The following is a 25283-nucleotide window of genomic DNA, read 5'->3' as shown; positions in this document are numbered from 1 at the left end:
GCGATGCTGCATCTGAAGGACCCTCGCAAATCCTAACAACATCTAACGCGCCAAGCCGCCCTGATCGGGTCATGGTCCCCACACCCCATGACGGACCTGACAGAGCATGGCACTTCTCGACGACGTGATTGAAGCCAGCGGAAGCATGCCGCGATGGAACAGGCTGCAGCGCTTCACCCTTCATTTGTCGATCAGGGGAACGCTGTTTTCCCGCGTCGGACATGCGCGCGAGTTCAAGGAGCTGATTGCGGAGGGCTCCACGCGTACCCAATCGGTACGTTTCACGGGTCTGACGCGCGGCGAGAAAAGCGGCACCTATCGACCGGATTCGATCACGATCGAGAATCTGGATGGCCAGGTGCTGCGGACGTGGCTGAATCCGAGCCTCCAATTCCTGGATCACCGCAATGATGCGCTCGCGGATGATCTGCACCTGGTGTTTTTCTGCGGCTTCTCGATCTGGAATTACTTGACGACGCCTTTTCTCCTGGCGCGCCCGGACGTGACGGTCGAAGAGCTATCCCCCTGGAGGGAGAACGACCAGACATGGCGGCGACTGCGCGCGCTGTTCCCGCCGGATATCGTCACGTCATCTCCGGAACAGATCTTTTATTTTGACGAGAACAGCCTGCAGCGGCGCCTCGACCACGATCTCCTGGGCATGCAGGTCGCGGATTATTCCTGGGCGCATCAGGCATTCAGCGACGTCCTCATTCCGACACACCGGCGTTCGCTCGCACTGCGGTCCGATGGAACCGCGGCTCCCAAATCGGTCCTGCTCCATGTGGAAGTCCTTGACGCCACGTTCGAATAGCGACGCCTTCTCGCTCTCCCTCACACGATCCTAGCGTCCACTTGCAACGCCTAACAACGTCTAACGAGCCAACAGCGGCATTTGGGTACAAGGTGTGTTCATGGGAAACGGCCAAATACACGAACTCGAACGGAATTGCGCCGATACTTCTCAACAAAAATCAGGAGCGGCGTTTCATTCAACGAACGCAGACACAGGAGACAATCATGAAGGTGCTGATGGTTATCACTTCCCACGACCAACTGGGTAACACCGGACGGAAGACCGGCTTCTGGCTCGAAGAGCTTGCTGCTCCCTACTACGTTTTCAAGGACTCCGGCGCCGACGTGACGCTGGCATCCCCGAAGGGAGGCCGTCCGCCGCTCGACCCGAAGAGCAACGAGCCCGAATTCCGCACCGAACTCACCCTTCGGTTCGAGGCCGACGAAGAGGCGGAAGCGCAGCTCGACAAGACCGTGCGGCTCGACAGCGTCAAGCAGGAAGATTACGACACGGTGTTCTATCCCGGCGGTCACGGCCCGATGTGGGATCTCGCCGAGGACAAGGACTCGGTCAAATTGATCGAGTCCTTCCTCGCCGCCGGCAAAACCATCGCCGTCGTCTGTCATTCCACCGGTGCTCTGCGTCATGTCAAGACGCCCGAAGGCAAGCCCCTCGTACAGGGCAAGGAAGTAACCGGCTTTACCAACGGCGAAGAGGAAGATGTAGGCCTCACCAAGGTGGTACCGTTCCTTGTCGAAGATGAGATGCTGAAGCTCGGCGCCGTTTTCTCGAAAACGGCAAACTGGGGAGTTCATGTCGTCAGCGACGGCTTGCTGATCACCGGTCAGAACCCGCATTCCTCGGGCCCGGCTGCGCACACCCTGCTCGCCGCCGTAAAGCAGCGCGTCAGGCCGGCTGCCTGAGCTTCGCAGGCTAGCATCCATCGATGCGGTTGCGAATTCCTGCCGGAGAGGCGCTTTGATTAGCGTCTCTCAATAGGGCGAAGGTTGGCACCACTGCAGGGCGATACGTTCAAAGCGTGACGCAGTCCTGACTTTACTTTTCTCCACAATCCGCATGCAAGGACACCCGCCATGGACTTACTCACCTATGCGAAAAACATTGCCGGACTCATTGAGGCGCAATCAGCGCAAGCTGGCGTACCGGTCGCGGTTTCAATTATCGACATCAACGGCAACATTATCCTCAAATATCGCATGAATGGAGCGCCGGTCTTTGCGGTCGATCTATCGGAGCGGAAGGCTTACACGTCTGCGTTAGTGGGACTTCGAACAGCCGACATTTTCCCGCTCGTACAGCCAGGGCAACCTTTGTTCCCTCTGATGGGAGTATCCGGGGGTCGGTATTGTTCGATGGGCGGTGGAGCACCGCTCGTCGTCGAGGGTCAATTGGTTGCGGGCGTTGGCGTAAGCGGTGGCACCGTTGAGCAGGACGTCGACATCCTGGAATCGGCACTCCGGGAATCCGTGACCGCCGACAAATCGGACATGAAGCTTGAAGTCGTCGTCATCCCGGTCTCCGACGTCGATCGCGCCAAGCGGTTCTATAGCGGCCTTGGTTGGAGGCTCGACCTACGCAACGGGCGACGACTATCGGGTGATCCAGTTCACGCCGCCCGGATCCGGATGTTCGATCATCTTCGGAACCAACGTCACGACGGCGGCACCAGGCTCGGCGAAGGGGCTGCACCTGATCGTGTCCGACGTCGAGGCCGCCCGCTTCGACCTGCTCCGCCGTGGTGTCGCGATCAGCGAGCTGTTCCATGACGCCGGCGGCGTGTTCCATCATGCCGCTTCGAAAGAGTTGGTCGGTGGCCCAAATCCGGAACGGAAAAGCTACGCATCCTACGCCTCGTTCAGCGATCCCGATGGCAACGCGTGGGTGTTCCAGGAAGTCACCGCGCGACTGACCGGACACATCGCGCCAGGCGATACAAGCTTCACTCCGGAACTGACGAATGTGGTCAGGGGAGCGTCAGCCCCCAAGCCCGGCATCAAAACATCGGAAGGTTCGAGCGACCTGACTGGCGTCACCGCACTGCTGCAGCCCACACTCACGGGAGAGACCTATGTCCAATGAGATCGATCAAGATCGTCGCCGCCTGGTCGGCGGTGCCGCCCTCACATTTGTGACGAGCCAGCTCGCGTTTAGCGGCGCGGCCGAAGCCCAATTGTCGAAGCCGAAGCCGGCCGATCTTGGGCCAGTCAACCCGGGCACGCATACATCGTTCGCGCCGCTGAAGCAGATCGATGCCGGCGTGCTCAGTGTCGGCTATGCCGAAGCCGGTCCGGCGGAAGGACCGGCGGTGATCCTGCTGCACGGATGGCCCTATGACATCTACAGCTTCGTCGACGTGGCGCCCCTTCTCGCGGCTGAAGGCTACCGCGTCATCGTTCCGTTCCTGCGCGGCCACGGCAACACCCGCTTTCTGTCCGATGCGACTCTCGGCAACGGACAACCATCAGCGATCGCAACCGACATCATCGCGCTGATGGACGCCCTCAAGATCCAGAAGGCGACCCTTGCCGGATTCGACTGGGGCGCGCGAACCGCCGACATCATGGCGGCGCTTTGGCCGCAGCGATGCCAGGCACTGGTCTCGGTCAGCGGATATCTGATCGGCAGCCAGGAAGCCGGCAAGAAGCCGTTGCCGCCGAAAGCCGAGCTGCAATGGTGGTATCAATTCTATTTCGCGACCGAGCGCGGCCGGGCCGGCTACGACATGTATCGCCGCGAGTTCTCGAAACTGATATGGCAGCTCGCCTCGCCGAAATGGAATTTCGATGATGCGACCTTCGAGCGTACCGCAAAGGCGTTCGACAATCCGGACCACGTCGCGATCGTGATTCACAACTACCGCTGGCGGCAAGGCCTTGCCGAAGGCGAAGCAAAATACGACGCGTTTGAGAAGCAACTTGCCGAGGCTCCGGTCATCAGCGTACCCACCATCACCATGGAGGGTGACGCGAACGGCGCACCGCATCTCGAGCCTGCTGCCTACGCCAAGAAGTTCTCGGGCAAATATTCGCATCGGACCGTCAAGGGTGGCATCGGGCACAATCTGCCTCAGGAAGCGCCCCGCGCATTCGCGGACGCCATCATTGACGTCGTCGCCGACAGCTGACGGGACGCCAGAGCGGGATCTGCGGGCTGGCCAGTTGGCGGCCCGCAGGTTGCCTCGCTCCAGCAAGTGGAAAACGAGAATGCGCAAGGCAGTCACAATCGCGGCATTGGTTGCGATCATCCTGGTCATGCTGATCCAGTTTGCGCCATCTTTCCTGCTTGGATAGGGTCGGCTGTGATGGGACGACTGGCTTCAGTCAATGTTGGTCTGCCGCGTGACATCGTCTGGCAGGGCAAAACGGTGCACACCGGCATCTGGAAGACGCCGGTCGAGGGGCCGCGGATGGCGCGTCGCCTCAACCTGGACGGTGACGGCCAGGGGGACTTGAATGGTCACGGCGGCGAACGCCGAGCTGTATTCGTCTATCAATTGGATTCTTATCGGTATTGGCAACGCTATCTCAGACGAGACGACTTCGTTCATGGGCAGTTCGGAGAGAATTTTACGGTCGACGGCCTGTCGGATGCGGAGGTGTGCATTGGAGATCGTTACCGTATCGGCGGTGCGCTATTCGAGGTAACGCAGCCGCGCGTCACCTGTTACCGCCTCGGCATCCGTATGAACGAGCCGGAGATGGCCGCACTGGTGGTCAAGCACGGAAGGCCCGGCTTCTATTTCCGTGTGCTGGAGGAAGGGCAGGTACAGGCCGGCGACGAAATCGTTCAGGTCGCTTCCGGACCGGAGCACATGACCGTGTCCGAGATCGATGCCCTCCTTTACAAGCCGGGTCACCCCCGCGGCCAGTTGGAGCGGGCGCTGCGCATCCCGATGCTGAGCGTCGGGTGGCGCCGATCTCTCGAAGCGCTGCTCACGCAGGCGCGTGACGGCGCTACAACGACGGGAAACGCAGGGCTCAATGCCGCGGCTGGGCCGCCGCCGGCGTGGCGTGGATTTCGCCCCTTCCGTGTCTCGCGCAAGGTGCGCGAGAGCGGCAACGTGATCTCGCTGCTGCTCGAGCCGGTGGACGGAAAGCCGATCGCGACCGCTCTCCCCGGGCAGTTTGTGGTGCTGCGGTTCGAGCCGGCATCTGTGCCTGCGCTGATGCGCAGCTATTCACTGTCGGGGGAACCCGGCGCATCCCACTATCGCATCAGCATCAAGCGGGAAGCGCACGGTGCGGCCGGCGCCTTCATCGACGACAGGCTGCAGATCGGCGACATCGTCCAGGCAAGCGCGGCGCGCGGCGACTTCACACTGCGCCCCGGCGACACGCCTGTTGTGTTGCTAAGTGCCGGGATCGGCGTGACGCCGGTGCTCTCGATGCTTCACGTGCTGGCGGCCGAAGCGTCGACGCGGGAAGTTTGGTGGCTGCACGGAACACGTAACGGCCGCGAGCATCCTTTCGCCGAAGAGACGCGTGGGCTGCTCAATTCGCTTGCCCACTACCATAGCTACGTTTGCTACAGCTCGCCCGACCCCAAGGATCGGCCCAATGTCGATTTCGACGCGGCGGGGCGCCTCGACATGCGGGCGGTCCAGAAACTTGACCTGCCGCCCAATGCTGATTTTTACATTTGCGGTCCGTCGACTTTCATGAGTGATTTGACCGCCGGCCTCGTCGCGCTGGGCGTCGCGCCGACTCAGGTCCACACCGAGCTGTTCGGCGCCGGCCCATCCATTACTCCCGGCATCGAGGCCTCGCCGCGCCGACAACCGCATCCGCCCGCAGGGGCCGTCGCAACGGGACCGATGGTTTCGTTTGCCCGTAGCGGTCTCGATGTGCACTGGGGGCCATCGTTCCAGACCCTGCTCGAGCTGGCCGAGGCCTGCGACGTACCCGTGCGCTTTGCGTGTCGAACTGGCGTCTGCCACACCTGCGAGAGCGGGCTCGTGGCGGGGACTGTCGGCTATCGGCCGGACCCAATCGATGCACCGTCGGACGGCAATGTGCTGATCTGCTGCGCACAGCCGGCAGGCGATGTCGTGATTGATTTGTGAATGTGCTGATTTCGCAAAACCCAGAGAAGATCAAATGCGATCCGACATGATCCAAGGCGCGGTCTTTCCCGACTATGAGCTCAGCGATCACACCAGAAAGCATCGCAAGCTCTCGGAGCTGCAGGAACAGGATCCGATGGTGGTCGTGCTCGGCCGCGGCGGCTTCTGTCCCAAGGATCGCCGTCAGGCTGAAGGCCTGCTCGAACTCCATCGCGAGATGGGGGTCGGCTATTGCCGGCTGGTCACCATCACGACCGACAATATCACCACGAATACCGCAGCGGCGTGGGAGCGCACTGGACCTTTCTCTCCGACTCCCGGCGCATCGTTCAGAAGGACCTCGACATCGCCGAATACACCGACCCCGTTCACAACCCGATGATCCCGCATGTGATCGTGCTGCAGCCCGGCCTTCTCATTCACAAGATCTACAACAGCTACTGGTTCTTCGGTCGTCCGACCGTCGAGGAACTCCGGCTGGACCTACGCGCCATCACCATGAAATGCCGGCCGGACTGGGACATTACGACAGCGGAGCTCAAGGCGGCATGGCAACAGGGCCGCAAGGAGCGCTTCTATCCGTACGGCAAGACTTACGCTCAAACCCCTCGGTGACGCGCGTAGAAGCGGATAAAAAGACGACCTTTTTTCCGGGTTTCTACGGATTTGGCCAGCAAATACAACAGGGCATAACAACGCTTAACGGGCGAATGGCGGCGTTTGGGGTTACGTCAGTTGGGCGAAGGCAGCCCATGCAAGAGGTAACCGCCGATGATTCCATTATTGGCAGATGCGATCGAGGCCCATGGCGGCCTGCGCCAGTGGAAGGCGCACCAACATCTCTCGGCGACGATCAGATGCGGCGGAGATTTGTGGGCCCTGAAGCAAATCGAGCAGGATCAAACGCCGCGAACGATGCGGATCGATCTGCATCGCGAGCGGGCATCCATCGCGCCGTTCGGAAGGCCTGGCCAGCGCATGGACTTCACGCCCGGGCACATCGCCATTGTCGCCGAAGACGAGCGCGTCATCGCGGAACGAAACAGCCCACGCGCGTCATTTGCGCAGCATGACATGCGCACGCATTGGGATCCGCTGCATCGCGGCTATTTCAACGGCTACGCCCTCTGGACCTGTCTGACCACGCCCTTCCTGCTTGCGATGGAGGGATTTCAGCTCCGGGAGATCGAACCATGGCGCGAAGGTGCGGAGGTCTGGCGCGGACTTCGCGCGACCTTCCCTGCCACGATCGCAAGCCACAGCGCCGAGCAGGATTTCTATTTCGGCCCCGACATGCTCATTCGGCGGCATGACTACAGCGTGGAAATCGCCGGGAATTTTTCGGCTGCCCAGTACATTTCAGACCCAGTCAGCGTCGACGGCATCAGGATCCCGACCAGGCGGAGAGTTTACCTGCGTGACAACAACTTGATGCCGATGCTCGAGACCCTGATGGTCTCGATCGATCTCTCCGCATTTCACTTCGGCTGAGCCATCGCTATCGCGCTGGCGTCTCGTTCAGCATGAGCCTCGCGGCCTTCAGATCGGCGGTCTCAAATCCTTCGGAGAACCGGGCATAGGTTTTAGCCACCCCCGTCAGTGCATCCGGGAGGCCCTTCCGACGCTGGAGCTGCGCAAGCGACATCTCCGTTCGCAGCCGCCAGGACAACGCCCCCTGCTGTTCGGCCAGCACGACCGCTTCCGCAAGGCTTGCTTCCGCAGCTTCAAGGTCGCCTCGACGCGCGTCGAGCTCGGCCCGCAGCCGCAACAGCTCGGGCATGTCGAAGGCGGCGCCCTCCGGCTCGACGCGCGCAATCGTCTCGTTCAGCACCTTGAGAGCTTCCGGCAACCGGCCCAATGCCGCCAGGCCGTGCGACAGCTCGGCAGCGAAGGCGGATGCATAGAGTTCGTAGCGGTCGGCATGCAGGCGCGGCAGCGAAGACTGCAACAGGTCGATGCCGGCCTTCAGCTCTCCGCGGGCAATCATGATCTGCCCGCGAAAGCCAGCAGCAACGGCCTGATAAGGTGTCAGTCCGTGAATGCCGGCATGGGCGGATAACCGGCCGGCCAATGATTCGACCGCCTCCCAGTCGCCGACCCATCCGTACAGAGATGCTGACCAGCACAGCGCGATACTGTGCATCACGACGTCGCGCGGCGCAGCGGTGCTCGTCAGCGGGCGAACGCATTCGACCGCCCGGTCCGGAAAGCCGCGCAACCACAGGACGCGCGCCAGCGGAATCTGCGGCGTTCTCGCGTAGGCAAAATGCCCCGGCTGGGCGCTGCGCAACGCCGCATCCCCCTGTACGCCCTCGTCTAGATGGACCTGCGCTTCGGTCTGGTTGCCGACAAGGTGATAGGAGACTCCGACAAGGGCTTTGGCGCCCGCGAGCCCGGCAGGGTCGCCGATCACCCGCGCAACCTTCTCGGCCTCGAGGGCAACCGGCAGCAGGTGCTGATACTCGCCGGTCCGGCGATAGAACATGTTCAGTCGCGCCAGCAGCCTGAACTTGTGAGATAAATCATCGAGACCTTCCGCAATCTCGAGACCGCGACGTAGCGCTTCCTCAGCCTGCTCGCTGTTGCGCTCGGTGAACATGAAGGCATGACCCAGCGTCGACTGGAGCTCAAGCTCCCATGCGGTTCCGCGACTGCTGTCATCAAGGTCCGCGAGCGCGCGACTGCACCAGATACGCCCCTCGTTCAGCAGGTTGAGTTCGACAAACAATCTGGCGCAGGCGCCCGCCAGCGGCACGCGCAGGTCGGCGCCGTCATCAATGGCATAGACCCAGGTCAACGCGGCTCGGGCGTCGGCAAGCAGACTTGCACGCTCCTGTGCACGAGGTGCCTGACCGCCCCCGCTCGCTTCGGCCGCCATCGTTGCCTCAAGCACCTGCTGAACGTAGGCGGCATGCCGGCGGGCCGTGCCCGGCGCTTCGCCGCAATCGACCAGCTTCTGCATGGCATAAGCCTTGGTGGTGTCGAGCAGCCGATAGCGTGTCGAGACTCCATCCGGCCGCGCCGAAACCAGCGACTTGGCGACGAGTTGCCCGAGCGCATCGACGACTTGATCGGCCGGCAAGCGCGCATCGCCCGCCACGGCAAGCGCGCCCTGCAACGTGAACTGGCCTGCGAAAATCGCCAAACGCCGCAGCGTCGTCCGCTCGCTCTCGTCGATCAGACCATAGCTCCAGTCTAGCGTGGCGCCGAGCGTCTGATGCCGCGGCGGCGCGGTTCGCCGTCCGCGCCATTCCAGCTTCAGGCGGCCGTCGAGCAGCGTTGCCACCTCCCGCAACCCGTGAACACCGACACGGACCGCTGCGAGTTCGATCGCCAGCGCAATGCCATCGAGCTTGCCGCAAATCTCCGCGAGCACGTCGGCGTCGTCATCTGTAAGGTCGGCCCGATGACCTGCGGCCGTCGCCCGCTCCATGAATAGCCGCACCGCGGGATAGCTCAGTGCCTCGCTGACACTCAGCCCAGCTCCTTGGGGCGGCGCTTGCAGCGGGACAAGCTCAAAGATCTGCTCACCTTGCACCAGCAGCGACTCCCGACTGGTTGCAAGGATACTGACGTGGGATGCCCGCTGGTGGATATTTTCCGCAAGCGCCGCGACGACGTCGATCACGTGCTCGCAACCGTCGAGGACGAGAAGGAGACGACGATCGCGCAGAAAGGCGACGATACTGTCTGTGGGATCGGCGTGATGAACCACAAGGCCGAGCGCCGCAGCGACGCTACTCGCCACAAGCGTCGCGTCCTTTAGAGGACTGAGATCAAGGAAGTACACCTGCCCTTCGAACGCCGCCAGCATGTCGTGGGCCAATGCGACGGCGACGGTCGTCTTGCCAATTCCGCCTGGACCTCTCAGCGTGACGAAGCGATCGCTCAATATACGAGCCGACAAATCCTGGAGGATTCCTTCCCTTCCCACCATCCGCTCCAGCCGGTGCGGCAGCGAGACCGGCGCCGGTTTCTCCGGGGCGGCGTTCGGGGGAGGCGGGGCCGGCAGCGTGCTGCGTTGGACCGGCGCGACGAAGCAGTAGCCACGACTGGGAACGTTAGTGATGTAGCGTGCCCCGTCCCTGCCATCACCAAGCGCCTTGCGCAGTTCTGCAACGTGGACCCGCAGGCTGATTTCCTCGACGACGAGGCCTGACCAGGCGTAGGCGAGAATTTCCTCCTTCGGAATCACCTCTCCCGCGCGGCTCAGCAGCAGCCGCAAGATATCCGTTGCCCGCCCGCCCAGCTTGACGGGCACGCCATCCTTTTCGAGCAGCCGCGTCCTGAGCGAGAATGGACCAAACGACACGGTCTCGGGTTCGTGACCCGGCGTTGTGCGGGCGCTCGTTGTTTCCGGCATTGTCACTGCTGGAACCCCCGGAGCGGCGTCTGACAGAAATAGAACGGTCCTGGATTCTCAGAGACCGTTTTGCTCTGATCAAGATTACAATTTGCCGCCATCCGGACCCTTAGAATATTCGATGCATAAGGCGCGGCAGTGCAAAGAGCAGCATGCCGCCGTGCCGCAAAAAGTGTATTGAACATTGCAGCGCTTGCAAACCCGAAACGTACGAGCAGCATCGCTAACTTTGTCAAAAAATCAGGCACTTAGCCAGATCTCGGCACGTCCATTAGCTCGACATGTTGGCGTCAAGGAGCGCCAGAAGTGAGTGCACCTTTACTGGTCGCCGACGTTCGATCGTTGTCGTGACGATACGCCCAGCCCCTATCTGCTCGTAAAGCTTCGTGCGTCCCAAGCCGGTCACTTCGCATGCATCGTCAACCGTGCAGGTGAGCCGCTGGGCGAATGGCATCGTGCTAGGTTCTGCGGCTTTCGGAGCGGATAGACTGACTTGTGACTGTTGTCGGCCAGTTCTCTCTCGTCGATTGTATCTCACGTGGCCCTCCTATTCGCAAAAGCTCGCCAGGAAGAGTTGATTTGTGCGACGAGCAACGTCAATGTGAACATCCGAGGGCGCTTGCGTACGACAGCGCATGTCAGCGGCGCTTTGAATATTTGCGGACACCAAGGGCGAGAGGAAATTTTTCGCGATCACAGTGAGGCATCGCGCCGAGGCTAGTCTGCCAATGTCGGCCAGCAAATTCCCCAACCGTTCGCCGCTGTTCACGAGCGTCTTATTCAACCATTATTTAACGAAAGCAGCTATGGCTACCTAAGTGCCTGAGTTTGCTGGCGCTCCCTAGGGGAAAGAGATAGCGACGGGTCAAGAACAATCAATGACTTATTGGTTGCACCACTGGGCTTAACCGACCGAAAATAGGCATTCGTCGCATATCAAGATCCTTCCTTCCAGTCTTCATATCGCATTAGCGCGAAGCGGCTGCGGCCTGCCCTGCAATGACTGCGGCTCACGCCCGGTCGCTCACGTCGCGGCCTCACGCATCATCGCCTTCAGCATCTCCGCGAGCACGCTGGCGATGGCACTCGTCCCGCGCTCATGGCCGATCAGCATAAGCGTCTGCGTCTCGTACGCCAGCTCGCGCACGGGCACATAGACCAGGCGGCCGACGCGCCGCTCGAACTCGATGTCGAACGGGGTCAGAAAGGTGATGCCATTATCAAGAATGGCGGCGTGGCGCATGATCTCAATGGCGTTGGTTTCGATGATCGGCAGCGGTTCCAGCGAAGCTTTCGCAAATGCCGAATCCAGGTAAGGCCGGATCACCGTCGACCCGTCGGCAATCACCAGCGGATAGTCGACGCAGTCACTGAGTCGGATCTGATTGCGTTTGGCGAGCGGATGGTTCGGCGCCATCACCGCGCCGAGCTTGCCGGTCTCTCCGCCCTGAAAGGCAAGCCGATCCTGATCTCCGGTTCGTCGCGGACGACGTTCTGGCCGTGGCTGCGTGCCAAGTACGGCTTCACTGACGATCAGATCCGTCCTATACGTTCAACCTGCAACCTTTCTTTGCCGACCCCACAGTGTCGCAGCAATCCTATCTTTCGTCCGAGCCGTTCCAGGCGCAGCAGCAGGGCGTGAAGGCAAAATTCTTCCTGTTCGCCGACGGTGGCTACCCGCCCTACGGCTCGACGATCGTGACCACCGAGAAGATGCTCGCCGAGAACCCCAATGTGGTGGCGCGCTTCGTCAAGGCATCGCTTGAGGGCTGGCGGGACTATTTCAAAAACCCGGAGCCGGGCAACGCCTTGATCAAGGCCGACAACCCGAAAATGACCGACGCCCAGATCGCATTCGCGATCGACAGGCTGAAGCGGACCAAAGCGCTTGACGGCGGCGACGCCGCCACCGGCGGGATCGGCACCATGACGGCGGCGCGATGGAAGCAAACCTATGACTTCCTGGTCGCGGCCGATCTGCTCGATCCCAAGACCGAGTGGCACAAGGCGTTCACCGATCGCTTTGTCAAGGATCTGAAGGTCGCCTTCTAGCACACGGCGCCGAGGCACGAAGCTTGCAGCGATCCGACGATAATTACTCCACGAAGAAGCCTGTCATGAATGCTCCCTTGCCCAGCGCCCCCCCCTTGGACGTGCACACCGCGCGCCGCGCAGCTGATAGTCCCCCGGCGGTCGAGGTGCTGTCCGCAGAAAAGGTCTCCGCCAACGGCACCCGCGGCCTGGCACCGATCGGCCTCACGATCGCCGAGGGTGAATTCCGCCCGTCCGGCTGCGGCAAAAGCACGCTGCTCAAGCTGATCGCCAATTTGATCCAGCCGTCGGACGGTCGGATCTTGTCGTGGCGCGGCGATTTCGGACAGGTCGGCCAGGAAGGCCGCGGGCTCGCCTTCGTATTCCACGAGCCGACCTGATGCCCTGGGCGCGGGTCGATACGAATGTGCGGCTGCCGCTCGATCTCGCAGACGTGCCACGTGGCAAAGCCGATCCGCGGGTCAGCGACGCCCTCGCCCGGGTCGGCCTCTCGGCCTTTGCGCGGCATTACCCGCGCCGGCTCTCCGGCGGCATGAAGATGCGGGTGTCGATCGCACGGGCACTCGCCACCGAGCCGAACCTGCTGTTGATGTACGAGCCATTCGGCGCGCTCGATGAATTCACCCGCAACAAGCTCGACGACGACCTGATCAAATTGTGGTGGGAACGCAAGCTGACCACGGTGTTCGTCACCCACTCGATCTATGAAGCCGTGTTCCTGTCGACGCGGATCGTGGTGCTCGCCGCCAGCCCCGGCCGCGTCTTCCGCACCATGACCATCGATGAACCGCAACCGCGCAGCCAGGATTTCCGCGACATCGCCCGGTTCGCCGCCTACTGCCGCGAACTGTCGACCTGGCTTGCCGAAGCCTCTCTGCCGTCGGCATCGGGAGCCACGCTATGAAACCGCTGTTGCAATCGGAGACTTTCGTACGCATCGCCGCCCCGCTCGCCGTCGGCGTGGCGCTGCTGGGCATCTGGGAAATCGGCTGCCGCCTCGGTTCGATCCCGGTCTATCTGTTTCCGAAACCGAGCGACATCTCCCTTCCCGGCCCGGCCTGTGCCCAACGGGCTGATCATTTGTATTTCCACAATGACATATGTCTCGCCACGATGAAAGGGCCGGAAAAGACGATTTGAGATGCGGCATGACGGCTCGCGGTCACGCGCGATTGTTCCGTGCCGATCGCCGACGCAGGCAAAACTGCTTAGTCAGCAAGTTCGATGAGGACAGGTTGATGATCGGAAGCATCGGTCTTGCCGTTGACTTCGACGCGGCGGACCCGGCCGGTCAAATCTTCTGTCGTGAAAATGAAATCGCGACAGTCCGGGCCATTGACCCACTGCGCTTGATCGTAAAGTCCGCAGGTCGGCGATCTCGATCGATCCGGGTGACAGATGGTCCATGCGTCCCGATAGTTGAAGCCGGAACGAACCGATTGATGAATCAATGCGTGCTGCGGGTCAGAGACATCGAAGTTGAAATCACCACACAGCAGGCTCGACGCAGCCACCGTCTGACTCCCGAAGGGTTCGCTATGCTGCGAACCGGACGCTTTGGGGCTCGTCGACGCTTCCTGTTGCAGGTCCAGCAGCCGGGCAATCTGCGCCTCGCGCTGGCCCGCAGAGTGATATTCGAGATGCGTGTTGACAATCCGCAGAGCGCCGAACGCGGCCTGAACCGTGACCTCCAGCGCGTGACGGCGCATGCTGCGCGTGGCACCTGCTCCCGGCCACGGTAGAAGGTGATTGGCAATCTGCAAGACTGGTAAGCGCGACAGCGTCATGTTGCCGAACCGGTGCAGTCTGTCGACGCTGTCCATCGTTTCGATTGCCGGTCGAAACACCGGCAGATAACCGGGCAACAGTGCAGCAATTTGCGCACTTTGATCCACATTTCCATCGAGCTTGGAGAAACCGGAAGATACCTCCTGGAAACAGAAGATATCCGCGTCGGCCGTCTCCTTCGCTGTTGCAACGATCCGCGCCAGGTCGGTCACGCCGTCGCAACCTTTTCCGCACTGGATATTCCAGGTGATCAACCGCATCAGCGGATACCCGCGCGCATGAAGGATTGGACGAACTGCCGCTGGAACAGCAGGAAGGCGAGCAACAGGGGCGCCATCGTCATCACGGTCGCAGCGCTGATTATCGACCAATCTACGCCAGTCTCCGGTGCGCCGAATACCGCCAACCCTACGGTCAGAGGTCTGGCTTCCACTGAATTCGTGACGATCAGCGGCCACAGGAAGTTATTCCAGTGATAGCTGACCGAAACGAGGCCGAAAGCGACATAAGTGGGCCGCGCCAACGGAACGTAGACCCGCCAGAGGATCTGCAACGGCCCTGCCCCCTCGACCCGAGCCGCTTCGACCAGTTCCTGTGGAACGCTTTTGAACGTCTGACGCAACAGGAAGATGCCAAACGCGCTCGCGAGATAGGGCAACGCGATGGCCGGGATGGTATCCAGTAATCCGAGCTTTCCGATCATGCGGTAATTCTCGACAATCAGTACGTCGGGCATAATCATCAATTGTAGTAGGACAAGCGCAAACGCGATGCCGCTGCCTTTGAACTTGAAGCGCGCGAAGGCGTAAGCCGCCAGCGTCGACAGGATGAGCTGTCCGATCAGGATTAGAACGACCAGGATGACCGTATTAAGGTAGTAGCGACCGAACGGCGCCTGATTCCAGGCCCGCACGAAATTCTCCAGCGTCCAGGGCGCAGACAGGCTGAACGAGGTTGCATAAGCAGCAGGATGCAATGCGCTCCAGAATGCGTAGGCCAGCGGCGCAAGCCACAGCAACGCCAAGACCCACGCGGCAACCGCCTCGAGAAGATGCGTCCGCCCGTTCATTGATAGTGGATCCTGCGATCAAGATAACCGAATTTGATCAACGCGACCGTGCTCAGCAGGACCAGCAGCACGACGGTCAGCGTTGCTGCGTAGGCCGAATCCTGGAACGTGAATGCAACTTCATAGATGTAATAGAGCAGCAATGTGCTTGCGTTGTTTGGACCGCCCTTGGTCATGATGACGAGTTGATCAACCAGCTTGAATGAATTGATGACCGCATTGATCGCCACGAACAGGGTGGTCGGCATCAGAAGTGGAAAGGTGATCCGCCGGAACGTGTACCAGCGGCTGGCACCTTCCACCGCAGCCGCCTCCTCAAGGTCGGGCGAAAGCTGTTGGAGCGCGGCGAGATAGAAGATCATGAAGAAACCGGCTTCCTTCCAGATCACCATGACGATCAGGCAGCTCATCACGGTCGAGGGATCGCCAAGCCAATTCCAGCCTGCGAGGCCGAACAGCCCGCGCAGCTGGTCAAGCAATCCGTAGTCCGGGGTGTAAAAAAACAGCCAGATGTTGGCGACGGCAATCATCGGCAGCACGGTGGGCGTGAAATAGGCAAGGCGCAGGAAGCCACGTCCGCGCATGTTGCGATTGACCCAGATTGCCATCAGCAGGGCCAACGCGATCGACGTTGGAATGGTACCAAGCGCGAACCAGAAATTATTGGTGAGTGCTCTCCAGAAAATCGGATCGGCTGCCATGGAATGGTAGCTGTCGAGGCCGACGAAGACCTCGGTGCCGTTTCGGCGCGTGATGAAGAAGGAATGACGGATCGTGGCCAAAATCGGGAAATGCGTAAACGCAATCAGCAGCACAGCCGCCGGCAATAGCAACAGCCAGGCATTCACGGCGTTCAACCACGCATGCGATCTCGGTCGGCGCGCAGCAATTGACGATATGGCGGCTTGCGTGGACATCGAATCGTCAGGCAGGATGGCGGCCAGCCGCCATCCTGCCCGATTCCTTACTTGTACGCGCGAAGTACACGGTCGGCCTGCTGCTGGGCGGCGGCAAGCGCTTCCTGCGGCTTCTGGGTGCCAGTGACCGCCGCCTGCACAGCATCCCCGACGAACTTGTAGATGCGGCCGTTCTCGTGAACGGACAATTCCGGCACGGCATGTTCAAGCTGATCACGGGCAACGGTGGCGGCAGGGAAACTCTTTGCATACGCCTCCATCGCCGAGGTCTTGTAGGCCGCCGGAGAAACCGCGACGTAGCCGGTCTTCATGCTCCACTCCGCTGCGCGCTCGGGAGCCGTCATCCACTGGATAAATTTCACGGCGGCCTTCTGCTGCTCGGGAGAAGCATTCTTGAAAATGTAGAAATTGCCGCCGCCGGTGGGTGAGCCGCGCCGCTCCTTGGCCGGCAGCATGGCGACCCCAAAGTTGAACTTGGCAGCGTCCTTGACCGCAGTCAGGTTGCCTGTGGTGTGCCACATCATCGCGGTCTTGCCTTCGAGGAAATCGGTGCGCAGCGTCGCCCAGTCGATGCTGCCCGTCGGCATTACATTGTGCTTGCGCGACAGGTCGACCCAATAGTCCAGCGCGCCCACCGTCTTTGGCGCCGTGAGATAAACCTCGTTACCGGGTTCGTTCATCAGCTTCTGGCCGTTCTCAATGGCAAGCGCCTGCAGCATCCAGTAGGCATAGCCGGTCGTTGGAATTTCAACGCCCCAGCGCGTGGTATTGCCGGACGCATCCTTCTTGATGAGCTTCTTGGCCATTTCGGCCATTTCGTCCCAGGTCGTGGGCGCCTGTTCCGGATCGAGGCCCGCTTCCTTGAACGCGTCCTTGTTCCAGTACAGCACGATCGTCGAGCGCTGGAACGGAATGCTCCAGGTCTTGCCGCCGATCTGTCCGTTTGCCATGAACGCCGGATAGAATTCCTTGAACCACGACTTGTCAGCGACAAGATCATCCATGGGCACAATGGCGTTCTCGTCCATCAGCGTGAAGACGTCGGTCGACAGCAGCACCGACAATTGCGGCGGTTGACCGCCCTTCATCGCCGTCATCGCCTTGGTCATCGTATCAGTGTAGTTGCCGGCGTAGACCGCCGTCACCTTGATGTCCGCATTCTCTTTCTCGAAACGCGAGACCATGTCGTCGATGATCTTCGTCACCGGGCCCCCTACCGCAACCGGATAGTACATGGTCAAGTCCACCGCCGCCGCGGGACGTGGGCCCAGCAACAATACGGCGAGCGCGGCTGCCCCCAGCATCGTTCGTCGAAGAGATATCATGTCGTCCTCCCTTTACTTTTATTGTCGCGCCGAAGACCGTCGTTGCAGTTCAGCCGGACGCAATTCGCCTTGTCGCATTGACGGCCGAATCCAGCCGCCGTCCCGATTTCTGATCGAATTGATGTTCGTGAGCTGCATCCCAGGCGAGCCTGACGTCCTCGTCTGGATGAGCTTTGCTGAAACCATCCTGCCGCACGGAAACCGGCTGGCCTTCGAGCTCGCACAGGATGATGCTATCGGCACCGAGATGCTCCACGGTCTTTACGCGCGCAGCGTGACCGTCTTGCGACACGATGCGGATATGTTCCGGCCGGATACCGATCAGCCGATCGCCCTGCGGGATGAGATTCATCGGCGGCGTTCCGATAAACCGCGCCGTGAATGCCGTCGCCGGCCGATTGTACAATTCCTCCGGCGAGCCGTTTTGCTCGACGCAGCCGTCCCGCATCAGCACGACGCGATCTGCCATGGTCATGGCCTCGGTCTGATCGTGCGTCACATAGACCATCGTCATTCCAAGTCGCTGCTGCAGCGTCCGGATTTCGGTCCGCATCTCATGACGCAGCTTGGCGTCGAGATTTGAAAGAGGTTCGTCCATCAGGCAGACCCGCGCCTCGGCGATGATGGCGCGTGCGAGCGCGACCCGCTGACGCTGGCCGCCGGACAGTTGAGACGGCTTGCGCTCGAGCAACGGTCCGAGGCCAACGATTTCAGCAACACGCTTGAGCCGCGCATCGCGCTCGGCGCGGGATACTCGCCGCACGCGCAGGCCAAAGACGATATTCTCTGCCACGCTCAAATGCGGAAACAGCGCGTAGGACTGGAATACCATCGAGATTTTGCGCTGGGCCGGCGTGAGATTGGTCACGTCCGTGCCGCCGATCGTAATCGTGCCCCCGTCGAGCTGCTCGAGACCTGCAATCAGGCGAAGCGTCGTGGATTTGCCGCAGCCCGATGGACCTAGCAGCACCAGCAGCGAGCCTTCCTCCGCCGTGAGAGTCACGTCGTCAACGGCCCGCATGGGCCCCCAATTCTTGGAAACGTGATCCAGCGTAATCTCCGACATGATCTATCCGGTTCAACGTTGTGCTGCCGCGCACGTATAGGTCGCGCGAACGCGTCTTGGTCCGTTGCTTCTTTTGTCCTGACATCATTCTCAATCCGCCAGCCAGCGAAGGCGATCGATCCTGTTGTGACGAGGATCTGTCTTATGGCTGGTCGATCGTTCCGGCGCCCATCGCTCGGGAAGCTTTCAAGGCTTTTCTCCGTGCGTGCGCATTTTCAACTCCTCCCTACGTTCATATGAACACAGAATGTGGGCAAATGAAATAAAAATTGCTCATTTTGCGTTCGAATGATACTTTTGTCCCACAGGCAGGATTCCATGCTCACGACCGTCACCAAGCGACAGACCCGGATTTTGGAGATCGTGCGCGAGCGGGGCTTCGCCTCGATCGAACATCTGGCCGGGCATTTCGATGTCACGCAGCAAACCGTTCGCCGCGTGGTGAACCAGCTATGCGACCAAGGCCTGCTGCGACGGATCCACGGCGGCGTCAGCCTTCCAGTTCAGAACCAGAATCTTGCCTATGGAAGTCGGCAGGGATTGAACTCCGACGCCAAACGACGGATCGCTCATGCGGTGTCCAATTTCATTCCCGACGGCGCATCACTTGTGATCGGCCTCGGCACGACGCCCGAATATGTCGCACAGGCATTGTCCAATCGTCAGGATCTAAGGGTCATCACCAATAGCCTGAACGTAGCAGCAGCCTTCGCGCGCAATCCAGACGTCGAAATCACGATCGCTGGGGGGACACTACGTCCCTTCGACCGTGACATCGTCGGCGATGCCGCAGTACGGTTTTTTTCCGGTTTCAAGGCGGATTTCGGAATTTTCGGCGTCGGCGGCATAGATCAAGACGGCGCCCTGCTCGATTTTCACTCGGATGAGTTTCAGGCACGTCAGGCCATCGTTGCCAATTGCCGGGTCGCTCTGCTGGTCGCGGACGTCAGCAAGTTCGGCCGCAACGCTACGGTGCGCGGCGGCCATCTTGGCGAATGCCATCACTTCTTCACGGACAAGCCACTACCAGCGGGGTTTCGTTCGATTACCGAACAATACGCGGATCGGATTCACATCGCGTGCGATGGTCGCGTAGACGCTGCGTAAGTCGGCGCAGTTCGTCGCCCCTTCCAGGAGAGCATCGATCATCTCTCCGCTCATTTCCCTGATCGATCTCGCCGGCTCGATCGCGCTGCTGCTTTGGGGCACACACATAGTGCAGACCGGTGTGCAGCGCGCGTTCGGCTCGAAGTTGCGCTCCATCCTGGGTCACGCCTTGCGTAACCGCCTTCGCGCCTTCCTCGCGGGCGTTGGCATTACTGCTCTGCCTCAAAGCAGCACGGCCACCGGACTGATGACGGCCGGCTTCGCTGCGGAAGGCCTCGTGGGGCCCGTCCCGGCCCTCGCGGTCATGTTGGGTGCCCACGTGGGAACGACGCTAATCGTACAGATTCTCTCGTTCGATATCGTGTTGATTTCTCCAGCTCTCATTTTGCTCGGCATGGTGATGTTCCGCAGGGATTCAGGAACCCCGGCACACGATCTCGGTCGTGTGTTCATCGGCCTCGGCCTGATGCTGCTTGCGTTGCACCAGCTTCTTGGTCTCATAACGGGCTACGAAGATTCACCAGTCTTGAGCCTGGTGTTAGGCGCGATTTCCACCTCGTAGTTTTTTTAATGTATGTCTGGCGGCTTTGTTAACATGGGCTGCCCATTCGAGTGTTGCGATCGTCCTGTTCATTATTTCCTTGACGACGAAGGGCGTGGTTCCTGTCGACGCGGCGTTTGCCCTTGTTCTCGGCGCAAATCTTGGCACGGCCATCAATCCCCTTTTTGGAGGGGCCCAGAGGCAACGATCCGGCGGCAAAACACCTTCCGCTGGGCAATCTGATCGGACGTATCTTAGGCGTAGCCATAACAATAGGCTTTCTCGGCCCGATCAGTCATTGCATGGTATCAATCGAGCCAACCAGCGCGCGCGCCGTGGCCGATTTCCACACCCTTTTTAATCTTGCGGTGGCTGCGGTATCCCTACCGCTTCTGGGGCCCTATGCGTCGCTGTTGCGCCGCTTGCTCCCAGAAAAGATGGATCTGGCTGATCCGGCACGTCCGCTCTATCTCGATCCCGCCGCCAGGGAGACGCCCATCGTCGCGCTCGGTGCAGCTTCGCGCGATGCGCTACGGCTCGCCGACGTGCTTGAGGAAATGCTCCAAGGAGTGAATGCTGGACTGGCGAAGGGAGAGCGAAGATTGCTGGTTGAGACCGCCGGCGCGAAAACGCGTTGAATAGGCTGAATATCGCAGTCAAGACCTACCTTACGTCGCTTGATCCGGAAGAATTGAATCCCGCAGATCGTCGCCGGCTCAATGAGATCTTGACCTTCACGATAAATATCGAGCAAGCCGGCGATGTCGTCGACCGAAACTTCTTGCCGCACGCGTCCAAGAGGCTGAAGCGGGCATTGGTGTTTTCCGAGGAAGAACAAAAGGAACTGACCGCCATGATCGAGCGCCTTTCCGTCAATCTCAAAACCGCAGCATCGCTGTTCGTCACCGAAGATCCGCGGACCGCTCGATTACTGGCCGACGAAGAAATCGCGTTCAGGGATGCCAAATCCAAAGCGACAGCTTTGCATGTCGATCGACTGCGCAACGGTGATCTCCAGGCCGCTCAAGCCAGTTCGATCCACCTCGACCTGTTGCGGGATATCAAGCTGATCAATTCTCATATCGTGGCTGCCGCGGCGTATCCGGTGCTGGAGCGCAGCGGCGCGCTCCTGCCGAGCCGCGCGACGTAGTCGCCGCGCGAAGTGTTACGCATGGACAATCGCGAACCCAATAACCAAGAGCCCTGTCCTTCGGACATGGCTCTTAGTTGCAATCCCCGGGCGGCTCGCCCTTGCGCTCCGCCTTGGGCTCGCAGCGCAATCGAAAATGATGCGACAGCGAGCGATTGCACGCATCACCATTCGAAAATGCGTTCGCCCAGCTAATGGCCGCCGATGATCGTGACCTTGCGGGTTCCTTAAAGCTGACCTCCCGCCCGCCATTGGCTGTCCGCAAATTCCCAACGTTCGATAATGCTCACCCAGAAGCCCGCACCTCCTCGGCAATCTCTCGAGACGGCCATGCGAGGCATCACGGGCAAACTCGATCTCGATTGTGGCGCCGGCACCGCCGATCCGCACGCGGCCAACCGGCAGCGCGTGCTGCCGAGTTCGACTGAAAGTGTCTCGCGGGCGTATTCGGTAATCGGTCCGCGGCCGGGTGATCGCCGTTGACGACAGGCGTGAAGAGTTCGGCGACCTGTTCGGTACTTCGGACAGCGCGATCGACAGCGCGTAATGCAGCCGATTGTCGGTGTTCAATACGCACAAGAGCCGTGGTGGTCGCATGGGCAAGTGCGACGGCGGGCTACAGTAAGGCCAGTGCCAAATACGTCCGCAAGACGCGTTCGGTCATGGCGCGCCATCAAGTTGCTCCCAATGCCTCGGAGACGAAGCCGGGGAGCAGCGCGATCTCTCGCTTGCCGTCAAGCCTCGCATAGCGAGACAGGCCGAGCAAATTGGCCGCGCTAAATGAGATCGCAAAGTAATGGCCCCGGATCCCCTGAGGACCACGAGCGACCGTGGCGCGTCCAGGCATATTCCCCTCCCCCGCTTCACACAGGAAGGCCGATCTGCCCAAGAGGCGGACGCTTGGATCGCTGAAGTTGCCGCTCGGCGATTATTCACGAGCCGCCGGCCATCCGTCGTGATGCTAGACGAACGAGCGCAGGAAATCTCAACGAGGACATCGCCTGGGCGAGCGGGACTACCGATGCTTTTTCGGTGAAGCAGCCGCCAACCGCGCTTGTAGAGCATCGATGAAAACACTATGGCCGTGATCTCATCCTTGGTCGCACTCAGAACCTTTTTGAAGCGCGGGTCAGCTCCGAGCTTGTAATCATATTAGGAACGCTCCTAGATGTTGCCGTCCAAGGAACGTGTGAGGATTTTCTTTCAAGGCTCTCAGCCCGGCCGGCGCGTTTGTCGCTCGATTGACTTTCTTAATGTCGCCAACTCAAGGAAAGCGTCCGCTTGCCTTCTCAGTTCGTCGGAAGCCATCGCCGGCGTGGTCCGCGTACTCGACACGACTGTGACCCTGACTCCCAAACGCTGAACCGTTTCGACGAGGACACGGAAATCGCCGTCACCAGAAAAAAGGAAAATGGCATCTACTCGTGGGGCGATCTCGAGCGCATCAACTGCGAGGTCTACGCCAATGCTGCGCCTCGATCTCTTACTTTCATCCTCATAATGCCTTATCGACTTCGTTCGGACGGTGAACCCATTGAAGTCAAGCCAATCGGTTTAGATGCCGAACGCTACTGACCTCGCCCTCCCCTACTGCCGAGTAGAAGTACGGACGGACTATGGAGCCGAATTTTTCAAATTCTGAGAGCAACCTTTTGTAGTCGATCTCGAAGCCAAGATTTCTCGCTGTGTGGTGTAAATTGACTCCATCGATGAAGAGCGCAATTCGTCCTGTCATGTCCCTTACTCCGCGCTGATGTGCGCGGCTTGTTTCCTCGTCGTCGTGTACGCGAAAGTACCTAGCGATCTTCCATAATCCGAGGCAACACGTGGAATTGGTGGAACGGCGGCGGCGATGAAAGCGTCCATTCCAGCGTTGTTGCGCCGGGCCCCCACGGATTGTCCGTCGCCCTCTTCTTCCGGACGAAGGCATAGACCATGCCTGCCATGAACGCGATCAGACCGCCGGCGGAGACATAGGACCCGAGTGAGGCAATCTGGTTCAATCCACCAAATGCGTCGGGATAATCGGCAATTCGACGCGGCATTCCCGACAACCCGAGGAAATGCATCGGAAAAAACGCAAGGTTGACGCCGACAAACGTCAGCCAGAAATGCAGTTTTCCGAGAGCTTCCGAGTACATGTATCCAGTCATTTTCGGAAACCAATAGTACCAACCTGCGAAGATGGCGAACACGGCACCGAGCGACAGCACATAATGGAAATGAGCGACCACGTAGTAAGTATCCTGCAACGTCCGGTCGATGCCCGGATTGGCCAGCACGACGCCGGTGACACCGCCAACCGTGAATACGAAGATAAAGCCGATCGCCCACAGCATCGGTGTTCTAAATGTGATGGAGCCGCCCCACATGGTCGCGATCCAGGAAAAGATTTTGATGCCGGTTGGAACTGCGATTACCATGCTGGCCAACGCGAAATACGCCTGTGCGCTGCTAGACATCCCCACGGTGTACATATGATGGGCCCAGACGAGGAACCCAATGACTCCAATCGCAAGCAATGCATAGACCATTCCGAGATAGCCGAAGATTGGTTTGCGACTGAACGTGGAAACTACGTGACTGATGATGCCGAAGCCCGGCAGAATCATGATGTAAACTTCGGGATGACCGAAGAACCAGAACAAATGCTGGTACAATACCGGGTCTCCACCGCCCTCGGGCGCGAAAAACGTCGTTCCAAAGTTGCGGTCGGTGAGAAGCATGGTGATGGCGCCGGCCAGTACAGGCAGCGATAGCAATAACAGGAATGCCGTCACGAGGACCGACCAGGCAAATAGCGGCATTTTATGCAAGCTCATACCCGGCGCCCGCATATTGAAGATGGTGGTAATGAAATTGATCGAGCCGAGGATCGAAGACGCGCCCGCGAGATGCATAGATAGGACCACGAAATCGACTGCTGGTCCCGGATGGCCCGAGGTCGACAACGGCGCATAGAGGGTCCACCCCGTACCAGCGCCGTTCGACCCAGGCGCGCCTTCCACAAACATCGAGATGATAAGCAGCGCAAATGACGCTGGCAGCAACCAAAACGATATGTTGTTCATACGAGGAAACGCCGTATCAGGCGCGCCGATCATCAGCGGCACCATCCAATTGCCAAATCCACCCATCATCGCCGGCATGAGGGTGAAAAAGATCATGATTAGACCGTGGCCGGTTACGAATACGTTGTAGGTATGCGTGTTCGAAAAAACTTGCAGGCCCGCTTGCTGCAACTCCATCCGAATTACAACCGAAATGAATCCACCTAGCAGGCCCGCACAGATGGCGAACACGAAATACATCGTGCCGATGTCTTTGTGGTTGGTTGAGTAAAGATAGCGGCGCCAGCCGCTCGGGTACTCATTACCTCCCTCGGGCGCGTCGCTAACTCTCGACATCGACTTCATCAGTGGCTCCGATCAAGCAGATCACTCGCGCGTGACACAAGCCTCGAATGCTCCCGTGGCGCTTCGAACGGTTATGCCGAGTCCAGCGTGATACCCACTACATCGGCTTGTCACAGCAAGTCTGCTGTCTGTGTCTCATCGGAAGACGCATCCGACAATCGAATTTAATTGTCGTGTGAGTGCATGATTTTTGATTAAGCCTACCGGCAGCACGGTGTTTGCCGCTACTTTTTTGTCAGATCAACGCCGATTGTGCCCGGGCAGACTTACAGGCGGAGCTATTGGTAGGGAGAGATCGCGCCGAGACGCTGGAAAGACATCATAGGACTTAGACTCGCAATCCTGATTATACGCGTCGAGGCCATGGCCACTTAAATTGCGCTCCAAGAACACGAGTGGTGGAACGCGAGGATGCCACATCGGTTACTATGACGAAGTACAAACGGATGAAAACGATATGCGAGCGATATCCATACTGGTGCTCGGCGCTGCGCTTGTTGGTAGCGCTGCGCTTGCACAGACCGCGTCTCCCAATTCCGATCCTACCAACAATCCAGCTGCAAACTCAGCCGCCAGTAGTCCGACTGCAGTGGCACCCAGCCAACCTCAA

The 25283-nt window shown here is 59.9% G+C and carries 22 protein-coding genes and 5 pseudogenes; 17 read left to right on the top strand and 10 right to left on the bottom strand.

Annotation, left to right across the window (positions count from 1 at the left end; all coding sequences use genetic code 11):
• The first annotated feature begins 106 nt into the window (after positions 1–106).
• The 8 genes and pseudogenes from RX331_RS08980 (at position 107) to RX331_RS08945 (ending at position 7370) form a co-directional block, all read left to right on the top strand.
• The gene (locus tag RX331_RS08980) at positions 107–814 is read left to right on the top strand and encodes a hypothetical protein (protein ID WP_317256223.1); all 708 of its coding nucleotides are present in this window, start codon (positions 107–109) and stop codon (positions 812–814) included.
• A gap of 206 nt (positions 815–1020) precedes the next feature.
• On the top strand, positions 1021–1719 hold the full coding sequence (locus RX331_RS08975; RefSeq protein ID WP_317256222.1) for a type 1 glutamine amidotransferase domain-containing protein: 699 nt from the start codon (positions 1021–1023) through the stop codon (positions 1717–1719).
• A 171-nt stretch (positions 1720–1890) separates the two neighbouring features.
• Positions 1891–2214: pseudogene (locus RX331_RS08970) on the top strand (GlcG/HbpS family heme-binding protein); the annotation flags it as partial.
• Between the two features lie 90 nt (positions 2215–2304).
• Positions 2305–2797 (top strand): annotated as a pseudogene (locus RX331_RS08965) (VOC family protein); the annotation flags it as partial.
• Positions 2798–2885: 88 nt separating this feature from the next.
• Positions 2886–3941 (top strand): alpha/beta hydrolase, encoded by a 1056-nt coding sequence (locus RX331_RS08960; RefSeq protein ID WP_317256221.1) that lies wholly within the window; start codon positions 2886–2888, stop codon positions 3939–3941.
• A gap of 177 nt (positions 3942–4118) precedes the next feature.
• Entirely contained in the window at positions 4119–5879 is a 1761-nt protein-coding gene (locus RX331_RS08955) for an MOSC and FAD-binding oxidoreductase domain-containing protein (RefSeq protein WP_317256220.1), read from the top strand.
• Between the two features lie 34 nt (positions 5880–5913).
• Positions 5914–6494, top strand: a pseudogene (locus RX331_RS08950) (redoxin domain-containing protein).
• 156 nt (positions 6495–6650) lie between these two features.
• On the top strand, positions 6651–7370 hold the full coding sequence (locus RX331_RS08945) for a hypothetical protein (RefSeq protein WP_317256219.1): 720 nt from the start codon (positions 6651–6653) through the stop codon (positions 7368–7370).
• 7 nt (positions 7371–7377) lie between these two features.
• Here the strand turns inward: RX331_RS08945 and RX331_RS08940 are convergent, their stop codons facing one another.
• Both RX331_RS08940 and RX331_RS08935 read right to left on the bottom strand, forming a co-directional pair.
• The gene (locus tag RX331_RS08940) at positions 7378–10242 is read right to left on the bottom strand and encodes an ATP-binding protein (protein ID WP_317256218.1); all 2865 of its coding nucleotides are present in this window, start codon (positions 10240–10242) and stop codon (positions 7378–7380) included.
• Positions 10243–11266: 1024 nt separating this feature from the next.
• Positions 11267–11659, bottom strand: a complete 393-nt coding sequence (locus RX331_RS08935) for a LysR substrate-binding domain-containing protein (RefSeq protein WP_317256217.1) — start codon at positions 11657–11659, stop codon at positions 11267–11269.
• Positions 11660–11826: 167 nt separating this feature from the next.
• Between RX331_RS08935 and RX331_RS08930 the strand changes: the two genes are divergently transcribed.
• From RX331_RS08930 to RX331_RS08920, 3 genes and pseudogenes are all read left to right on the top strand, one after another.
• A complete protein-coding gene (locus RX331_RS08930; RefSeq protein WP_317256216.1) occupies positions 11827–12294 on the top strand; it encodes an ABC transporter substrate-binding protein in 468 nt (155 codons plus the stop codon).
• Between the two features lie 65 nt (positions 12295–12359).
• Positions 12360–13198 (top strand): annotated as a pseudogene (locus tag RX331_RS08925) (ABC transporter ATP-binding protein).
• Positions 13195–13434, top strand: a complete 240-nt coding sequence (locus RX331_RS08920) for a hypothetical protein (protein ID WP_317256215.1) — start codon at positions 13195–13197, stop codon at positions 13432–13434. The pseudogene RX331_RS08925 and the gene RX331_RS08920 overlap by 4 nt, the downstream one beginning before the upstream one ends.
• A gap of 68 nt (positions 13435–13502) precedes the next feature.
• Here the strand turns inward: RX331_RS08920 and RX331_RS08915 are convergent, their stop codons facing one another.
• The 5 genes from RX331_RS08915 to RX331_RS08895 form a co-directional block, all read right to left on the bottom strand.
• On the bottom strand, positions 13503–14342 hold the full coding sequence (locus RX331_RS08915; RefSeq protein WP_317256214.1) for an endonuclease/exonuclease/phosphatase family protein: 840 nt from the start codon (positions 14340–14342) through the stop codon (positions 13503–13505).
• On the bottom strand, positions 14342–15151 hold the full coding sequence (locus RX331_RS08910) for a carbohydrate ABC transporter permease (protein ID WP_317256213.1): 810 nt from the start codon (positions 15149–15151) through the stop codon (positions 14342–14344). Before RX331_RS08910 ends, RX331_RS08915 begins: the two co-directional genes overlap by 1 nt.
• Positions 15148–16068, bottom strand: a complete 921-nt coding sequence (locus RX331_RS08905) for a sugar ABC transporter permease (protein WP_317256212.1) — start codon at positions 16066–16068, stop codon at positions 15148–15150. The genes RX331_RS08910 and RX331_RS08905 overlap by 4 nt, the downstream gene beginning before the upstream one ends.
• A gap of 47 nt (positions 16069–16115) precedes the next feature.
• Positions 16116–17372, bottom strand: coding sequence for an ABC transporter substrate-binding protein (locus tag RX331_RS08900; RefSeq protein ID WP_317258070.1), 1257 nt, complete (start codon positions 17370–17372; stop codon positions 16116–16118).
• Positions 17373–17442: 70 nt separating this feature from the next.
• The gene (locus RX331_RS08895) at positions 17443–18459 is read right to left on the bottom strand and encodes an ABC transporter ATP-binding protein (RefSeq protein WP_317256211.1); all 1017 of its coding nucleotides are present in this window, start codon (positions 18457–18459) and stop codon (positions 17443–17445) included.
• Between the two features lie 318 nt (positions 18460–18777).
• On the opposite strand from RX331_RS08895, the gene RX331_RS08890 reads away from it, so the two are divergent.
• The 6 genes and pseudogenes from RX331_RS08890 to RX331_RS08865 all read left to right on the top strand — a co-directional run bounded on the left by RX331_RS08890 (position 18778) and on the right by RX331_RS08865 (position 21740).
• On the top strand, positions 18778–19566 hold the full coding sequence (locus RX331_RS08890) for a DeoR/GlpR family DNA-binding transcription regulator (RefSeq protein WP_317256210.1): 789 nt from the start codon (positions 18778–18780) through the stop codon (positions 19564–19566).
• A gap of 121 nt (positions 19567–19687) precedes the next feature.
• Entirely contained in the window at positions 19688–20128 is a 441-nt protein-coding gene (locus RX331_RS08885) for a Na/Pi symporter (RefSeq protein ID WP_317256209.1), read from the top strand.
• Positions 20129–20153: 25 nt separating this feature from the next.
• Positions 20154–20225 (top strand): annotated as a pseudogene (locus RX331_RS08880) (hypothetical protein); the annotation flags it as partial.
• Positions 20226–20250: 25 nt separating this feature from the next.
• The gene (locus RX331_RS08875) at positions 20251–20745 is read left to right on the top strand and encodes a hypothetical protein (RefSeq protein ID WP_317258389.1); all 495 of its coding nucleotides are present in this window, start codon (positions 20251–20253) and stop codon (positions 20743–20745) included.
• 89 nt (positions 20746–20834) lie between these two features.
• On the top strand, positions 20835–21257 hold the full coding sequence (locus RX331_RS08870) for a hypothetical protein (protein ID WP_317256208.1): 423 nt from the start codon (positions 20835–20837) through the stop codon (positions 21255–21257).
• 330 nt (positions 21258–21587) lie between these two features.
• Positions 21588–21740, top strand: a complete 153-nt coding sequence (locus RX331_RS08865; RefSeq protein ID WP_317256207.1) for a hypothetical protein — start codon at positions 21588–21590, stop codon at positions 21738–21740.
• Between the two features lie 729 nt (positions 21741–22469).
• Here RX331_RS08865 and RX331_RS08860 read toward each other — a convergent pair.
• The 3 genes from RX331_RS08860 to ctaD form a co-directional block, all read right to left on the bottom strand.
• Positions 22470–22766 (bottom strand): NYN domain-containing protein, encoded by a 297-nt coding sequence (locus RX331_RS08860; RefSeq protein ID WP_317258069.1) that lies wholly within the window; start codon positions 22764–22766, stop codon positions 22470–22472.
• Positions 22767–22797: 31 nt separating this feature from the next.
• Entirely contained in the window at positions 22798–22992 is a 195-nt protein-coding gene (locus RX331_RS08855; RefSeq protein ID WP_317256206.1) for an NYN domain-containing protein, read from the bottom strand.
• Between the two features lie 61 nt (positions 22993–23053).
• Positions 23054–24664 (bottom strand): cytochrome c oxidase subunit I, encoded by a 1611-nt coding sequence (ctaD, locus tag RX331_RS08850; RefSeq protein WP_317258068.1) that lies wholly within the window; start codon positions 24662–24664, stop codon positions 23054–23056.
• Positions 24665–25283 lie beyond the last annotated feature (619 nt).

This window comes from Bradyrhizobium sp. BWA-3-5, from assembly GCF_032917985.1.
Lineage (GTDB): Bacteria > Pseudomonadota > Alphaproteobacteria > Rhizobiales > Xanthobacteraceae > Bradyrhizobium.
This window is presented reverse-complemented; position numbering and strand designations above follow the sequence as displayed.

Excerpts from the sequence above, each read along its gene's own strand:
- RX331_RS08980 (WP_317256223.1), top strand. The coding sequence starts at position 107 with ATGGCACTTCTCGACGACGTGATTGAAGCCAGCGGAAGCATGCCGCGA.
- RX331_RS08975 (WP_317256222.1), top strand. The coding sequence starts at position 1,021 with ATGAAGGTGCTGATGGTTATCACTTCCCACGACCAACTGGGTAACACC.
- RX331_RS08960 (WP_317256221.1), top strand. The coding sequence starts at position 2,886 with ATGTCCAATGAGATCGATCAAGATCGTCGCCGCCTGGTCGGCGGTGCC.
- RX331_RS08955 (WP_317256220.1), top strand. The coding sequence starts at position 4,119 with ATGGGACGACTGGCTTCAGTCAATGTTGGTCTGCCGCGTGACATCGTC.
- RX331_RS08945 (WP_317256219.1), top strand. The coding sequence starts at position 6,651 with ATGATTCCATTATTGGCAGATGCGATCGAGGCCCATGGCGGCCTGCGC.
- RX331_RS08940 (WP_317256218.1), bottom strand. The coding sequence starts at position 10,242 with ATGCCGGAAACAACGAGCGCCCGCACAACGCCGGGTCACGAACCCGAG.
- RX331_RS08935 (WP_317256217.1), bottom strand. The coding sequence starts at position 11,659 with ATGGCGCCGAACCATCCGCTCGCCAAACGCAATCAGATCCGACTCAGT.
- RX331_RS08920 (WP_317256215.1), top strand. The coding sequence starts at position 13,195 with ATGAAACCGCTGTTGCAATCGGAGACTTTCGTACGCATCGCCGCCCCG.
- RX331_RS08915 (WP_317256214.1), bottom strand. The coding sequence starts at position 14,342 with ATGCGGTTGATCACCTGGAATATCCAGTGCGGAAAAGGTTGCGACGGC.
- RX331_RS08910 (WP_317256213.1), bottom strand. The coding sequence starts at position 15,151 with ATGAACGGGCGGACGCATCTTCTCGAGGCGGTTGCCGCGTGGGTCTTG.
- RX331_RS08905 (WP_317256212.1), bottom strand. The coding sequence starts at position 16,068 with ATGTCCACGCAAGCCGCCATATCGTCAATTGCTGCGCGCCGACCGAGA.
- RX331_RS08900 (WP_317258070.1), bottom strand. The coding sequence starts at position 17,372 with ATGCTGGGGGCAGCCGCGCTCGCCGTATTGTTGCTGGGCCCACGTCCC.
- RX331_RS08895 (WP_317256211.1), bottom strand. The coding sequence starts at position 18,459 with ATGTCGGAGATTACGCTGGATCACGTTTCCAAGAATTGGGGGCCCATG.
- RX331_RS08890 (WP_317256210.1), top strand. The coding sequence starts at position 18,778 with ATGCTCACGACCGTCACCAAGCGACAGACCCGGATTTTGGAGATCGTG.
- RX331_RS08865 (WP_317256207.1), top strand. The coding sequence starts at position 21,588 with ATGCGAGGCATCACGGGCAAACTCGATCTCGATTGTGGCGCCGGCACC.
- RX331_RS08855 (WP_317256206.1), bottom strand. The coding sequence starts at position 22,992 with ATGACAGGACGAATTGCGCTCTTCATCGATGGAGTCAATTTACACCAC.
- ctaD (WP_317258068.1), bottom strand. The coding sequence starts at position 24,664 with ATGTCGAGAGTTAGCGACGCGCCCGAGGGAGGTAATGAGTACCCGAGC.